The organism is Leptospira wolffii serovar Khorat str. Khorat-H2, from assembly GCF_000306115.2.
GTDB lineage: Bacteria > Spirochaetota > Leptospiria > Leptospirales > Leptospiraceae > Leptospira_B > Leptospira_B wolffii.
On the sequence record NZ_AKWX02000020.1, the window covers coordinates 19,679 to 32,807 of the forward strand.

The 13,129-nt window shown below is 46.1% G+C and carries 13 protein-coding genes and 1 tRNA gene; 6 read left to right on the forward strand and 8 right to left on the reverse strand.

Features of this window, described 5'->3' with window-relative positions:
• Positions 1–5 precede the first annotated feature (5 nt).
• Positions 6–1,901 (forward strand): ComEC/Rec2 family competence protein, encoded by a 1,896-nt coding sequence (locus tag LEP1GSC061_RS13305; protein WP_016546044.1) that lies wholly within the window; start codon positions 6–8, stop codon positions 1,899–1,901.
• Positions 1,873–2,754 (forward strand): 16S rRNA (adenine(1518)-N(6)/adenine(1519)-N(6))-dimethyltransferase RsmA, encoded by an 882-nt coding sequence (rsmA, locus tag LEP1GSC061_RS13310; protein ID WP_016546303.1) that lies wholly within the window; start codon positions 1,873–1,875, stop codon positions 2,752–2,754. Before LEP1GSC061_RS13305 ends, rsmA begins: the two co-directional genes overlap by 29 nt.
• A gap of 1 nt (position 2,755) precedes the next feature.
• Here rsmA and rsgA read toward each other — a convergent pair whose 3' ends face one another.
• The 4 genes from rsgA to LEP1GSC061_RS13330 all read right to left on the reverse strand — a co-directional run bounded on the left by rsgA (position 2,756) and on the right by LEP1GSC061_RS13330 (position 7,396).
• Entirely contained in the window at positions 2,756–3,877 is a 1,122-nt protein-coding gene (gene rsgA / locus LEP1GSC061_RS13315; protein ID WP_040508839.1) for a ribosome small subunit-dependent GTPase A, read from the reverse strand.
• Between the two features lie 160 nt (positions 3,878–4,037).
• A complete protein-coding gene (locus tag LEP1GSC061_RS13320; protein ID WP_016546594.1) occupies positions 4,038–5,558 on the reverse strand; it encodes an HDOD domain-containing protein in 1,521 nt (506 codons plus the stop codon).
• 84 nt (positions 5,559–5,642) lie between these two features.
• Positions 5,643–6,464: an ABC transporter permease gene (locus tag LEP1GSC061_RS13325; protein ID WP_016546622.1), complete on the reverse strand. Its 822-nt coding sequence runs from the start codon at positions 6,462–6,464 to the stop codon at positions 5,643–5,645.
• Positions 6,461–7,396, reverse strand: coding sequence for an ABC transporter ATP-binding protein (locus LEP1GSC061_RS13330; protein ID WP_016546486.1), 936 nt, complete (start codon positions 7,394–7,396; stop codon positions 6,461–6,463). The genes LEP1GSC061_RS13325 and LEP1GSC061_RS13330 overlap by 4 nt, the downstream gene beginning before the upstream one ends.
• A 167-nt stretch (positions 7,397–7,563) precedes the next feature.
• On the opposite strand from LEP1GSC061_RS13330, the gene sixA reads away from it, so the two are divergent.
• Positions 7,564–8,046 (forward strand): phosphohistidine phosphatase SixA, encoded by a 483-nt coding sequence (sixA, locus tag LEP1GSC061_RS13335; protein WP_016546369.1) that lies wholly within the window; start codon positions 7,564–7,566, stop codon positions 8,044–8,046.
• Positions 8,047–8,099: 53 nt separating this feature from the next.
• Positions 8,100–8,171 (forward strand) — tRNA-Pro (locus tag LEP1GSC061_RS13340).
• 35 nt (positions 8,172–8,206) lie between these two features.
• Here the strand turns inward: LEP1GSC061_RS13340 and LEP1GSC061_RS13345 are convergent.
• Positions 8,207–9,046, reverse strand: coding sequence for a penicillin-binding transpeptidase domain-containing protein (locus tag LEP1GSC061_RS13345; protein WP_016546228.1), 840 nt, complete (start codon positions 9,044–9,046; stop codon positions 8,207–8,209).
• A 28-nt stretch (positions 9,047–9,074) separates the two neighbouring features.
• Positions 9,075–9,332 (reverse strand): LIMLP_16025 family protein, encoded by a 258-nt coding sequence (locus tag LEP1GSC061_RS13350; RefSeq protein WP_016546230.1) that lies wholly within the window; start codon positions 9,330–9,332, stop codon positions 9,075–9,077.
• Between the two features lie 118 nt (positions 9,333–9,450).
• Between LEP1GSC061_RS13350 and LEP1GSC061_RS13355 the strand changes: the two genes are divergently transcribed.
• The gene (locus LEP1GSC061_RS13355; RefSeq protein ID WP_040508841.1) at positions 9,451–10,491 is read left to right on the forward strand and encodes an arylesterase; all 1,041 of its coding nucleotides are present in this window, start codon (positions 9,451–9,453) and stop codon (positions 10,489–10,491) included.
• 21 nt (positions 10,492–10,512) lie between these two features.
• Positions 10,513–11,010 carry an acyl-CoA thioesterase gene (locus LEP1GSC061_RS13360; protein WP_040508844.1) on the forward strand — a complete coding sequence of 166 codons (498 nt, stop codon included), beginning with the start codon at positions 10,513–10,515 and terminating at the stop codon, positions 11,008–11,010.
• On the opposite strand, the gene LEP1GSC061_RS13365 is transcribed toward LEP1GSC061_RS13360, so the two are convergent.
• Both LEP1GSC061_RS13365 and LEP1GSC061_RS13370 read right to left on the reverse strand, forming a co-directional pair.
• Positions 10,991–11,623 carry an SGNH/GDSL hydrolase family protein gene (locus tag LEP1GSC061_RS13365; RefSeq protein WP_016546478.1) on the reverse strand — a complete coding sequence of 211 codons (633 nt, stop codon included), beginning with the start codon at positions 11,621–11,623 and terminating at the stop codon, positions 10,991–10,993. The genes LEP1GSC061_RS13360 and LEP1GSC061_RS13365 overlap by 20 nt on opposite strands.
• Before the next feature lies 1 nt (position 11,624).
• A complete protein-coding gene (locus LEP1GSC061_RS13370; RefSeq protein WP_016546743.1) occupies positions 11,625–13,121 on the reverse strand; it encodes an ArnT family glycosyltransferase in 1,497 nt (498 codons plus the stop codon).
• Positions 13,122–13,129 lie beyond the last annotated feature (8 nt).

Consider the following 13,129-nt stretch of genomic DNA (forward strand, 5'->3'; position numbering starts at 1 on the left):
TCCCCATGGGAAAAATCCTAGAAGAAACCTACAGGGACTGGATCCCCTGCTCCCTTTTTTCCTTTTTCAATCTCGGACTACTCTTAGGGGTCTTTTTCGAGTCCTTCCTACCGGACGGCACTCTGTTATGGGTGTCATTGCATTCTATTTATATAATACTCTCCGGGTTTAGATTCCGCAGGAATCGAAAGCTTACTGCTCTTTCCTGGGGAACCGTTCTATTCTTCTTTCTTGTTTGCGGTGGATACACTAAAAGAACCGCACCCTTCCTTTCCGAATCACAGAGCTGGAAAAAGGAGTTTTCCATACGAGTAGAAGGGCTGCTGCGGGAAGCGGAAATACGAGGACAGGCAAAAGAGATTTCCTTAGGGTTGGTCTTAGGAGACGCGAAGAATCTCAGCCGCGAATTCAAAGAAGACGCGAGAGAAGGAGGGATACTACATTTATTCGCCGCGTCCGGTTTGCATCTGGGCATCCTACTCGCTTGCCTTTTCTTTCTTTTTCAAAGGATTCCTTTCTTGGGATATTATATCCCGAGATTCCTCCCCGTAATATTCGGATTCTTATATTTGGCCGCACTCGGATTTCCGGTATCCTTAGCGAGAGCCTGGGTCTTTTCTTCTTGGCTTCTGGTCCAAACCGTCTTTTTCCGTAAATCCAGATCCTCGGATTTACTGATAGGCTCCGCGGGAATTTTATACCTCTGGGATCCGAGCCGGGCTTTCGGAGTCTCTTTCCTCCTCTCTTTCGGAGCTGTAACCTCCATTCTACTACTACTGCCTTGCTTGGAAGTATGCTTTCCGAAAGTTTCGGAGGAGAACGGTCTAAGGACGAAAATCCTTATTTTTCTAAAAGAGAATATCCTAGTTTCGACCTCCGCAGGGTTAGGGACTCTTCCTACGCTGGTGTTCTTTTTCGGTACCTATAGCTTCGGATCCTTGGGACTCAATTTCATATTAGTGCCTCTCAGCGGTATATTACTTCCCTTACTTTATCTTTCCTTGGTATTACAGATATTCCTCCCCTTAAGCATTACGAAATTTTTATGGTTTATCGTTACTAAGATTCTGGAATTCCTGGAATTCACCACCGTATTCTGGGCGGATTCGGATTGGAGCCTTCCCAGATATTATAGAGGAAACGCGAAATCTTTCGCTCTCGCAATCTGGATTTTTCTGATCCTATTTCTCGTTCTCTGGAAATTATCCCGCAGAAACTCGGAGAATGTACGACCTTTGGATCTAAGCGGAAAAAACGTGTCGAAAAAGTTTCCGATGGACCTCATAAGCCATCATGCCTGGATCTTAGGCTTATTCATTTGCGTAGGACTTCATTTCCTTTTGGCATATTCTTCGGATTGGCAGAATAAGCCGCCTGTCTTCTTCGGGGACAAATTCAGTTTTATCGTCGAATCGGATCATTCGCTGAGTATCGTAGGTAAATGCAAGTACAGCGGTAAATTCTTATATAGATCCATCGGAAAGGACCCGGACTTATTTTGCGGGGGTAGGGATTCTATTCATGAAATCTATATAGAGCATGAGACCTGTCTAGAATGGGTGCTTCGTTGCTTAGGAAAAAGAAAATCGATCTCCCTAAAATTCGGAGGAGGAAGACTTCCTAAGGATTGGGAGTCCCAAGGCTGGATGCAGGTCCCTAAACGTGCGGAATTCGGACTTCCGTTTCCGGAAAGAAAGATGATCCGATTCGAAGTCGGAAAGGATTCTCTGACCGATTTACCGCGGAGAACGAAACAAGGAAACGGCCTAATTCTGTTGATATCCCGCTTCGGCAAAAAGGAGGATCCTTGGGAGTGGAACCTTTTACGAAAACGACTTGGAATCGGCCCCGGCTGGGAGTTTCTTGGAGGGGATGAGCTCCCCCGAATACCCGTTTTATAAGCCGACTGCGATTCGGGAATTCCTAACGGAACGTTCTTCGGCCCCTCTTAAGAAATGGGGCCAGAATTTCCTCATCGACCCCAACGCCGTTCGTTCCTTATTCCAAAGCGCAAATCCGGATTTATTAAAAAAATCGGATATACTATTGGAAATCGGCCCAGGATTGGGAGCCCTATCTCACGTTCTGGCCGCGCAGGGAAAAAAGCTGAAACTTTTCGAAATAGATCCCGTATATTCCGCATGGTTGAAGGAATTCCTACCCGAGGCCGAAATCGTATCGGGAGACGCAAGAGAGACTCTTACCTCTTCCATTCGGGAGAAATGTTTTTTATTCGGAAATCTTCCCTATTATATCACTTCCGAACTGATTCTTCTTTCTCTCGAAAAATTGGAAGGACTACTGGGTGCCGTCTTTCTGGTACAAAAGGAATTCGCGCAAAGAATCACCAAGGAAATCTCCTCTTTATCCGTCTATGCGGGGGCGTACGGCGGTTTCCAAAATCGTAAAACGATTAAGGCAGGTTCTTTTTATCCCAGCCCCAACGTGGACTCGAGCGTGCTATCCTACGAGGCAAACCCTCGTTTCCTAGACAAAAGACATTTCCGAATCTTGGAAATGATTTGTAGGATCCTTTTCTGGGGAAAAAGAAAGAAGATAGGCTCCTCTCTCAAAGAAGCCCCTCTCCTCTCCTTTTATCCCGAAGGATTACCCTTCGGTTTCGGCGAGGAATCGGTTCGTAACCTACTACGGGAATCCGTCGACTCCGCCGCTATTTCGTTGGACAAACGCCCGGAAGAACTGAAACCGGAGGATTTTTACAGAGCGGCAGAGAGTTTTCGATTTCCTTTATAGATCAGCGATACCTTTCGTTTTCTCTTTGCTTCTGCATCCTTTTCTGTTCCTTATGAATGGATTTCCATTTGGCTTTTTCGGCTCTGGATTCAATAGAATTCGAAACGGCAAGGTTCGCGCTCCTTTGCAATTCCCTTTTCAATTTCAGATAACTTTTGAATCGTTCCTCCGAAATCTTTCCCGAATCGATCGCCAATTTAACTCCGCAATCCGGTTCGGAAATATGAGAGCAATCCTGAAACCTACAATGCTTCGCAGCTTCGTAGATTTCGGGAAACGTATCCTCTAATCCGGATCCGTCGGACCAGAGTTGTATCTCTCTCATCCCCGGAGTATCCAGTATCCAAGCCCCCGAACCCAAACGGAACATCCACCGATTACTCGTAGTATGCTTTCCTCTGGAATCCGATTCCCGGACGTCCTTCACGCTACGAACGTCTTCTCCGACCAATAGATTCAAGAGCGAGGATTTTCCCGCCCCTGAGGATCCAATAAAGGCCGAAGTAGTTCCCTCTTTCCAATATTCGGATAGCTCTTTCATTCCGATTCCTTCATACACGGAAATAGAATGTACTGAAACGCCGGGAGCGGATTCCCTTACCGTTCGAATCTTCTCCTCTAATTCGGATTTTCTCTCCGAATACAAATCCGCCTTAGTGAGTAGAATGATCGGAGCCGCACCGCTTTCCCAGATTTGGACCAGAGTTCTTTCCAATCGCCTGGGTTGGAAATCGCCGTCCAATCCCTGGATGAGAAAGATACGATCCATATTCGCACAAATGGGATCGGGAGTAAGGAGTTCTCCCTTGGATTTCCTAACGAGTAAGCTCCTTCTTTGCAAAAGAGAATGGATCAAAAACTGGTCCTTCTCCAATCGAGTTGCAATGACCCAATCTCCCGCAATAGGATAATCCAAAGCGGATTCCGCTCCGAATCGTAAAGCTCCGGTTAAAATTCCGGTTCCTTCTTCCGAAGGAAGTTGCAATCTGAATTCTTGACCCTGCTCGCCTATGACTCTTCCCGGCATGGGAGAATCTAGCCCCAAAGATTTGGAAATTTTTTCCAATTCGGATTCGCGATCTCCGTCCCAAACGGATCGATCCGATACTTGTCTTTCGTTCATTGATTTTGGCCCGCCCGAATATTCGGGCATACGTAACTTAAGACCTCAAACGGTCCTGCCTCGAGGAGAGGCTCCAAAGAATTGGGTTACAAGGCGATTAGGCAATCATATGCGGCTTTCTTCCAATACTGAAAAAGGGAAAATTCCCTGTAAAGCCTTTTCAGGTTTGTCTTTGGAAAGACTTGTATTCTTGGATGACTTTCTTTCCGAACTCCAACCATTCTTCGTCTTTCTTGAATCCGAAATATTGAAGTACTTCCCAATGGATTGCGGCAGGATCCGCTTTTCCTTCGTTGCAATCTATGATCCAATCGGATAAATAAACGGAAAATACGATATCCCTGGATTCCTTCTTGGCCATAAGAGGTCTGTGATGGTATTCCGCTGCCACTCGTATCGAATCCGAAAAATTCCATTTCTCGCAGATCATTCCGCCCAAAGAGGTATGAGTGATTCCTAAAGCTGCTTCCTCGAGTCCTAAAGTGGACGGAAGCAGTTTCTTGCCCGAAATATCGGTCAATTTTGCGATCGTATCCCCTTCCAAGGAAAGAAGAAGCACTAGACCGATATTATGCAGAAGAGCGGCGCAAACCAGATTGGTTAGAAAGGTCTTCTTCCATCCCATTCTTTCCCCAAGTCGACGACAGATATATGCGGAAAGACTGGACATTTCCCAGATCTGCTCGAACTCCTTGTATCTTTCTTCCAGGATCTTCTTGGTTCCAAGACTGAGAAGAATATTATTTAATTCTGATAGACCGATCAGTTTAATCGCGTCGTCCAGAGTTTCTATCTTTCTGCCCTGAGCAAAGGAGGCGGAATTCGCCAATTTTAGGATATTGGTGGAAAGGGAAACATCCCTGGCCACCGACTCCGTGATTTGCTGGATAGAGGAATCCGGTTTATTGATCAGACTCATGATCTGATTCAGATTTTCCGGAAAAGTGGGAAGTTTATCTATCTCCGCAATAATCTCAACGGTTCTCTGGTAAGATGCGTTCCTATGCTTGAAGTCCAAGGGAATCTTAATATATGCCGAGGTGACTCCGTCTTCCGCCCTGAGCTTATAACAATCTGCGTCTATCCCTTCGTTCTTAAGCATAAGGAGGGACATGGCCAGCCCCAAACCGGCGCCTTCGGAGTCGTCCGCATGGTCCGCGAATACCTCGCCTAAGTCGTTGTATTCACGACTCTTTCCTATCCGATTCTCCACCCTTTTTAATTCTTCGGCTATGATCGGAGCGTTATTCGACACTCTCATCAGAAAACTGGTACGATTGAAAGCCAAGGTGATCAGGCAGTGAAATTTAACCTTTTCCAGAAGAGCCGCGTATCTTTCCTTATCCTTGATCATTTCCTTTTTGAAATTCTCCATCCCCCGAGTGTAATCGTCGGGATTGGAGATATTCAGATTATTTTCCGCGAAGAAAATCCGCTTGGAATTGGCTTTTACCGCGTTCATCGCGCTTTCTCTCAAAATGGAGAACACGGATTCTTTCAGGGAGATGGCGTCCAGGTAGACCAGATATCGGTCGAGTAGAACGCTCATTAATTTGTCTACGTTCTTATTTAGGGTAGTAAAACGAATGTAGAGAGGATTTAGCTTTTCGATGCGTTCATTTACGTTCCGAACGCTTAGATAGTATCCTTCCTTTTCGAAATGGTACCAATTTATATTCATTTTCGCTCGGCGGAAGGCCAGCTATATCCTACTCTTGAGGAGGTTTTGTCAACCCTAGATTGTCTCCCTCTCCGCCTAAGTCGTTTAAATCTCCCGACGGCGAGTCGTCCACCAAAGCCCGATTTTTAAAATACCGGCCCAAACGATCACTTGCAGAAAAGAATACGGTCCGTAGGACAGATAGCCTTCATTCTTTCCTTCGAATAGACCGCTTGAGTGGTGGTAAATCGTCCCTACCTGGGGCAGAATCCAATAGATCGCTTCGACGATCCATCTCTGGGTCTCGCTAACGGAGGGGCTCTTGTCTACAAGCCCCATATACACCACCTTGTCCAACATGGAGGTTACAAGCAATAGACCGAAACAGAAAAGTATGGAAAGAGTCTGATTAGAAGATAACGTAATCTGGAAAGCGAGCAGCAGAAAGAATCCGTAAACAAGAAACATCGCGCCCTGATACAGTAGGAAGTCCCACGGAATTTCCAAAGCGAACCAACTCTGCACACCGAACACCGCTAGGACAAAGACCAACATGATCAGAAGCAACGCCACCGCTTTGCCGGCCAAATATACCGCCGGATCTAAGGGACGACTCAGCCAAAGAACCAAAACCTGAGAATCTATATCCTGTCTGAGAAGGTCGGAACCGATGATGATCAGAAAAACGGTGACCCAAAGAGAAGTGATCGTAAAATAGAACGAGGCCGGAACACCCTGTGTGGACTCGCTCCCCACGGTCATGGAGCAGAATCTTTCTCCCATTAGAAAAACTAAGAGGAGAGAGAAAAGAAAATAGAGAGCCTTTCTCCGAGCCACCTGGACTAGAGTCAGACGGATGAGAGTGGGAAGCTGTTGAAAATACGTTTTGACGAAAAATACGAAGGAGTTTCCGGATGAGGGATTCAATTCTTTTCTCCTGCTTCTGTATTCCGATCCGCATCGGTGCCTTGGGTGAGGCGGAAAAATACCTCTTCCAAGGATTCGGTCCTTTTTTCATAGAGCAAAATATCGGCACCTCTTTCCACAAGTTCGGCGGGAAGTCTTCTAAGATCCGTGCCCGGCTTAGGAAGCAGTTCCCATTCTTTTCCGGATTGCTTGTACTCTGCGGAAATCTCCTTTAAATACGAATCCAGATCCCCTTCTAATTTGATACGAAGCCTGTCCTTACCCTGGCGGAGTTCGTCCAATTTGCCGTGAGCCATAATCTTGCCCTTATGCAGGATTCCCACTTCGGTACAGATCTGCTCCACTTCCAATAAACGATGGGAGTTGATAAGAATGGTCACTCCTCGTTTCGCGTTTTCCTCCAGGATCAAATCCCGAAACTCCTTGTAGCCCGCAGGATCCAGACCGGTTCCCGGTTCGTCCAACAAAAGCAGTTCGGGCTCGCCGCCTAACGCGTTTGCGAGTCCCAATCTTTGTAACATTCCTTTGGAATAAGTGGAGACTTTACGATCCGCCGCCGAGGCAAGTCCTAGCTTTTCCAATAATTCCTTACTTCTGGATTTCGCTAGGGAAGAAGGTAAAAGAGCCAATTTAAAACTAGCTTCCAGGAATTCTTTTCCGGATAAGTAAGCCGGCACAGCCATTCTTTCCGGAAGATAGCCTATCTTGGCTCGGGTCCGAGGAGAAGGTCTTAAACCCAATACCTCGCAGTCGCCGTCCGTTTGTTTGGAAAAGCCGAGAAGAATTCTGACTAAGGTGGTTTTACCGGCACCATTCTGTCCTAGAAGCCCGAAGACTCCTCCTTTAGGAACTTGGAGGCTCACTCCTTTAAGGGCTTGTACTCGGGGATAATTTTTACGTAGGTTTTCTATTTCAATTGCAAATTCAGGCATTCGAAAATCCTTAGACCAGGTGCCGAGAACGATAGTTCCCTAGGATTTCCAGGCAATCCTTTTTATAAGAGCTTGTCTCGAAACGTCGCTTGAGATTTAATTTTATAAAAACGGTTTCATCCCTCGACGATGCAGATATATAATAGAGAAGCGTCCTCGTTAATTCGATGAAAATTATTATTGCAAGGCACGGAGAAGCCATCCCTAATTCTCCGGACGGTCAGGACTCCTCCCGCATACTTAGTCCCAAAGGTGAGGCGGACGTCGAAAAGATGGCTCGTTTCTTTCAGACGGGATTCAAGATCAAAAAAATCTATCATAGCCCGTATCTCAGAACCAAGGCTACGGCGGAAATCTACTCCCGAATTCTCAAACCCGAATTGGAAACCGAATCCATAGAGTATCTTTTACCGGGAGAGGATTATCTTCGGATCTGCCCTCTTCTCAAAGACAATTCCAACTCGGATGCGATTCTTCTAGTAGGTCACAGTCCCGATGTAAGTATTTTTTCGGAAAATCTATTAGGGATCTCGGGAGTGGGAAAATCCTTTTTATTCACTCCAGGCTCCGCTCTTGCGGTGAATATTCCGAGAGAGAAATTCCAAGGCGGACAAATCATTTGGTTCGTATCTCCGGATTTTCTCTGCTGAGAAAAACCGGTTTACAGTCGCGGCAACTTCGAAAAATCATCCTACAAGAGAACCGGGGTGTAGCGCAGTGGTAGCGCACTTCTCTGGGGGGGAAGGGGTCGCTGGTTCGAATCCAGTCACTCCGAGTTCTCTAACTTCTAAACTCCGACTTTCCCCTCCCTCAATCCAAACTAGGCATTTCGCAGCCTACCAATTCGTAAAATCTACGGATCGTTCCCGTTCTTGAAGCTTTCTCTCCTCTCTGAAGAATCGTGTAGATGACATAATCTTTAGAGTCCTTGGAGTATAGACTTCCTTGAAACCAAAAGCTCGACTCCCAAGATCCCGTCTTACCGTAAACGACTGCTTTCTTATCGGGACAATCGGACCAAACGAGAACTTCCTTCCAGTCGGACACGAGACGATCGGAAAGCCCGAAGCCGTCTTGGAAAATCCCCGCCCAGAATCCGTGAATTTCTTCCGGGGTCTTGCGGATCCTCCCTCCGTGTTTTAGGCCGTCCATATCGGTCCACCAATCCGAAACGGAGAATTTACTCTTAGGAAGGTATCCTATCTTCTGTAAAACCGAGTGCAGCTTTTCCTTTCCCAGCTCGGGGAAAATCTTTTCGAAGTATTCATTAGAAGAATAGAATAAAGCCTCCCGTAAATCCAAACCGCGGGGGGAGGACGGAACATGCTTGTCGGAACATTCTACTCGTTCTTTCGTTTTATCTCCGGCTTGTTCCAATAAGGCCAAGGCCAAATAAGTCTTAAAAGTCGATGCAGGAGAATAATCCTTATTCAATAATCCGCGATCTCCCGAAATCGAGACGGAAAACCTTTCCTTTTGTCCTGCCTTGAATCTACTGGAAAGAAGTAGTTCCCGCAAACCGGAGGAAACCTTGTCGGACTCGGCCCGCGCCGAAATCGAAATGATGAAAAGAAGAAGGGAGAGAATGGGAAAAATTTCCCGAGAGAAAGGAATACGTTTCGGAGCCGGCGACCTTCGTACGTATTTCATAGCCGCGAGGATCCGAAAAAAGAAAATCTTATTTCTTTAGGAATTGTTTGAGGATGTTTTCGCGAATTTCCTCGAATTTCACGATTCCCCATGCCAAAGGTACTTTGAATTTCAGAGCGCTTTCGCTCAGATCCTTTTCTCCCTGGGATTTGAGTTCATCGAATCTCTTTTCGACCTTTTCCTTCCCGTCGTTCAGATCCTGGAGAAGTTTGTCGAAAATCTCTTTCGAAGTTTGGACCGCGCCGATTCCAGCGTTTACAAGATCGTTTAGCTTCTGGTTATCCATGCAGTTTCTTCCTTTTGATTCCACTTTTATGCACTGCACAAAAATAGCAAGAATAAAAATGCCCTCATTCTAGGAAACTAGATTGCCAGTGCCGGATTTAGGGCAGATCTTTGGGCCCATGCGAGCATCTATTTTCCTATCTTTTATAATTGTTCTAATCGCTTTTCTAGCCGGTTGTTCCGGAGAAGTGAAGGACATCCCTCTCCAAAATTGTTCCAAGATTTCCGGAATGCCCGGCCCGGAGGATCTGGCAATCGATAGGGAGTCCGGAACCCTTTTTATCTCCTCTCACGACAGAAGGATCGAGGACAGCGAAGGCAAATTGTATTCCATCGATCTGAATTCCTCCGCACTGGAGCCTAAACTTTTGGATACGGATTATCCGAAAAATTTCCGCCCTCATGGAATGAGCCTTCTGAATAAGAACGGCAAATATAAACTTTATGTAATCTCCCATATCGTTCCTTACCAGGAGCATTCCGTAGAAGTCTTCGAAAGAACGGAAAAGCCTTCTCCCAAGTCGAAATTCGGAAAATGGAAACATGTCCAAACGTTGAAGGACGATGTGATTACCAGTCCGAACGATCTGTCCGTGGTTTCGGAAAACGAAATCTTCGTCTCTAACGATCACGGAAAAGGAGGGTTCATGACCTATCTTTTTCACGACATGTTCAGGATGAAGAGATCCGAGATCGCATATTACAACGGAAAATCCTGGGTCTCTCTGGGAAATCCAATTTCCCTGGGAAACGGAATCCTATTCGTAAAACGGGAAGACGGAAAGGAGTATCTCTATCGCTCCGCATTCAACGAAGGTAGCGTTCTCAAATTTCCGGTCCAAAGAGAGGGGGGAAAAATCACATTAGGAGAACCTAAATCGATTTTTCTGGATAGCGGTCCCGACAATCTGGAAATCGACGAAAAAGGAAGAATACTCGCCGTGACCCATAAATCGGTGATGAAATTTCTGAAGCATGTGCGGGACAAGGACTCCCCTTCTCCCACCCAAGTGTTTTCCATAGCTCCCGACGATACCGCGACCGAGATCTATTCCAATTCGGGAGAGCAGATTTCCGCGGGAAGCACGGCGATTTCCTTTAAGGAAAAGATCTATATCGCTCAAGTCTTTAACGACTTCATTCTACAATGTCGCTACTGATCCGAGTATGACAAATCTCGAATGAACGAACAGACAAAGATAAAAACACCCAGAGATTCCGCCGCCGAAACTCGGCATATCGTGATGCCCGATCATACGAATCATTACGGAACATTATTCGGCGGCACTCTCATGTCTTGGATAGACCTGATCGCGGTCATGGTAGCCCAAAGACATTGCGGACGGGAAGCAGTGACCGCAAGCGTGGACAAGTTGAATTTTCTGGAACCGATTTCCATCGGAGACCATGTGATCCTGAAGGCTTCGGTGAATTACGTAGGGCGATCCTCCTTGGAAATAGGAGTCCAGGTATCCAAAGAAAATCCTTATACGGGGACGGTCGTTCGAGCTACGACCGCCTATCTCACTTTCGTGGCTCTGGATGAAAATAAAAGGCCCTGTCCTATCCCGGGACTGAATCCGGAAACGGAGTTGGAAAAAAGAAGATACGAGAACGCTCTCTTAAGACAAGAATCCAACCGAAACCTAGTCAAAAAGATCAAAGACTCGGAAGGTTGAATAATTTTGCGACTGCGGAAATATATACCGTCTTCATGATCGCATAACCCGCCGGTGTAGGATGGATCGGATCGGTTACGGGGTACAATTCTATCTGAGACTCCGCCGCCAAGAAAGGAGTTTCCATATCCGCCAATGGATGATTAGAGCCCAAACCTTTTAGAAAAAGATTCATATTCTGTATATCCGAACGATAAACTGTGGTGGGAATGGGTAGGACGGTAACCATAAGAACCGCGTTGGATCTGGATCCTAACTCGGAAAGAAGCGCGGAATAATTATCCGGAAAGAGCGCGATCGGATGGTAGAGTAAATCGTTCAATCCCAATTCGATGATAATCAATCTGGGCGTATTGGTAAGCGCCAAATTCAACTCAGGCAACCAGTCCGCAGCCCCTCTTAAGGAAACGCAGGCCTCGGTAATCGCAAAATTCGAGCCTAGTCCTTCTCTGAGTCCGAAGCCTTGGGACCTTTCACAAAGAGAATCTCCTAACACTGTTACAGAAATCGGTTCGGACCCCGGCAATAATCCGGAAAGAGAGCCGGCATCGTTTTGAGAATAACAGCCTATTAAAAGAAATGCGAGGAAGGAAATCGGATAGAGAACCTTCATATCAGCGTCTGCGATAGATCTCGGCTTCCGCTCTTGCCAATTTCCGGATCGTGGAAGGCTCGGCTAAAATCTTGGTCTTTCTGAATTTGGATTGGTTTTCATCCAGATAGGACTGTACGAATTCGTTTCTTTTTTGGCCCTCGGAGAACACGAACGTATCCACGGTTTCCAGAGTGGAAAGGAAGTCCTCTTTCGGTATGGGCAATTCTCCCGGAATGAATTCTAATATCCTTATATTCGGATTTTCTTTTCGTATGCGGAAATAAGGATCCGGGATGGCTTGCAGGTAGATTTTCTTGGATCCTTTGATTTCCGGGCGAAGGGTTTCGTAAAATTTCTCTCCCAGATCGAATTCCGGATTCGCGAATCCTATTCTTCTGTACGCGTTGAATAAAATGGCAAGATTGCTGAAGATTAGGATTGCTGCGATCGACTGCACCCTTCTACTCCGTATCCTTTCGAAGAAGAAACCTCCCAGCGCGGATAAGGGAATACATAGATACATCACATAATAATATTCCGTGGATAAGATCAGGAAGAATAGGATGGAAAGTGTCCAAAAGCCGAAGAACCAAGCCGAGCGAGGCTTATCCTTGATCTCCCCTCGAACCACCCAAAGACCGTAAGCCAAAGCCAGATAAAAGAATAGTCTATAACCGGGACCTTCGTATCCGCCCAGAATTACTTTGATCTTAGTAATAGGAGAAAAGGATTGGAATAAGTCCTTCTTTCTTCCGAATTGTGCTCCGAATTGGAAAAGAAAAATATCCCAATCCGGATGGATCCAAATTCCCCAAGCGAGAATGGGAACCGTTCCCCCCAACCAAAACATCCACGCTTTCCAGGATTTGGTTAGATGGATGAGAAAAAGAGCCGGGATCCCGAAAATAGCTCCGAATGGATGGGATAAAAAGGAGAGTCCCAAAAGAAACCCCGCAAGAAATGTTTCCCATTGCCTGAGAGAAGATCCCCTTCCTATACCTCTTGCAAGAACGAATAACGCAAGCAATGCCCAAAAAAGACAGAGAGCCTCCATTCTCGCCGTCCATCCCACTCTCAGAAAAAGGATATCGGTGAATAAGAGTAAGCAGGCTCCTAATCTAGCTCGAAAAGAAAAGTCGAAGTAACGGAGTAAAAACCAAAAGATCCAGACGTTTGCAAGAGTCAGTATCGCCGCAAAGAATCTAACGGTCTCTAATCCCTCTCCGAATAACGAAATTACGATTCCGTTAGATAGAAAGAAAACGGGAGGCATCCAAAGAGTTTTGGATTCCATCCCGCGGATCAAACCTTCCGACACATCCGTTCGAAAGGTTCCGTGGACCGCAAAATCCAAAGACGGAGAATAGAATAATACTTCGTCCGGCCATACAGGAGGAAATTCGAGTCCGGAAACTCTAAATAAAAGAAGGTAAAGAACCGAAAGAAGGGTTAAGCCTAATAAGGCGAGCAGTTCGGAATATTTCTCGGAATTACGGGAGAAAGACGGGGACTCCATGGGAAAAC

What these genes read in the sequence shown, in the direction of transcription:
- rsgA (WP_040508839.1), bottom strand. Translation starts at nt 3,877, where the DNA reads ATGAACGAAAGACAAGTATCGGATCGATCCGTTTGGGACGGAGATCGC.
- sixA (WP_016546369.1), top strand. Translation starts at nt 7,564, where the DNA reads ATGAAAATTATTATTGCAAGGCACGGAGAAGCCATCCCTAATTCTCCG.
- LEP1GSC061_RS13330 (WP_016546486.1), bottom strand. Translation starts at nt 7,396, where the DNA reads ATGCCTGAATTTGCAATTGAAATAGAAAACCTACGTAAAAATTATCCC.
- rsmA (WP_016546303.1), top strand. Translation starts at nt 1,873, where the DNA reads ATGAGCTCCCCCGAATACCCGTTTTATAAGCCGACTGCGATTCGGGAA.
- LEP1GSC061_RS13355 (WP_040508841.1), top strand. Translation starts at nt 9,451, where the DNA reads ATGCGAGCATCTATTTTCCTATCTTTTATAATTGTTCTAATCGCTTTT.
- LEP1GSC061_RS13345 (WP_016546228.1), bottom strand. Translation starts at nt 9,046, where the DNA reads ATGAAATACGTACGAAGGTCGCCGGCTCCGAAACGTATTCCTTTCTCT.
- LEP1GSC061_RS13370 (WP_016546743.1), bottom strand. Translation starts at nt 13,121, where the DNA reads ATGGAGTCCCCGTCTTTCTCCCGTAATTCCGAGAAATATTCCGAACTG.
- LEP1GSC061_RS13365 (WP_016546478.1), bottom strand. Translation starts at nt 11,623, where the DNA reads ATGAAGGTTCTCTATCCGATTTCCTTCCTCGCATTTCTTTTAATAGGC.
- LEP1GSC061_RS13305 (WP_016546044.1), top strand. Translation starts at nt 6, where the DNA reads ATGGGAAAAATCCTAGAAGAAACCTACAGGGACTGGATCCCCTGCTCC.
- LEP1GSC061_RS13360 (WP_040508844.1), top strand. Translation starts at nt 10,513, where the DNA reads ATGAACGAACAGACAAAGATAAAAACACCCAGAGATTCCGCCGCCGAA.
- LEP1GSC061_RS13320 (WP_016546594.1), bottom strand. Translation starts at nt 5,558, where the DNA reads ATGAATATAAATTGGTACCATTTCGAAAAGGAAGGATACTATCTAAGC.
- LEP1GSC061_RS13350 (WP_016546230.1), bottom strand. Translation starts at nt 9,332, where the DNA reads ATGGATAACCAGAAGCTAAACGATCTTGTAAACGCTGGAATCGGCGCG.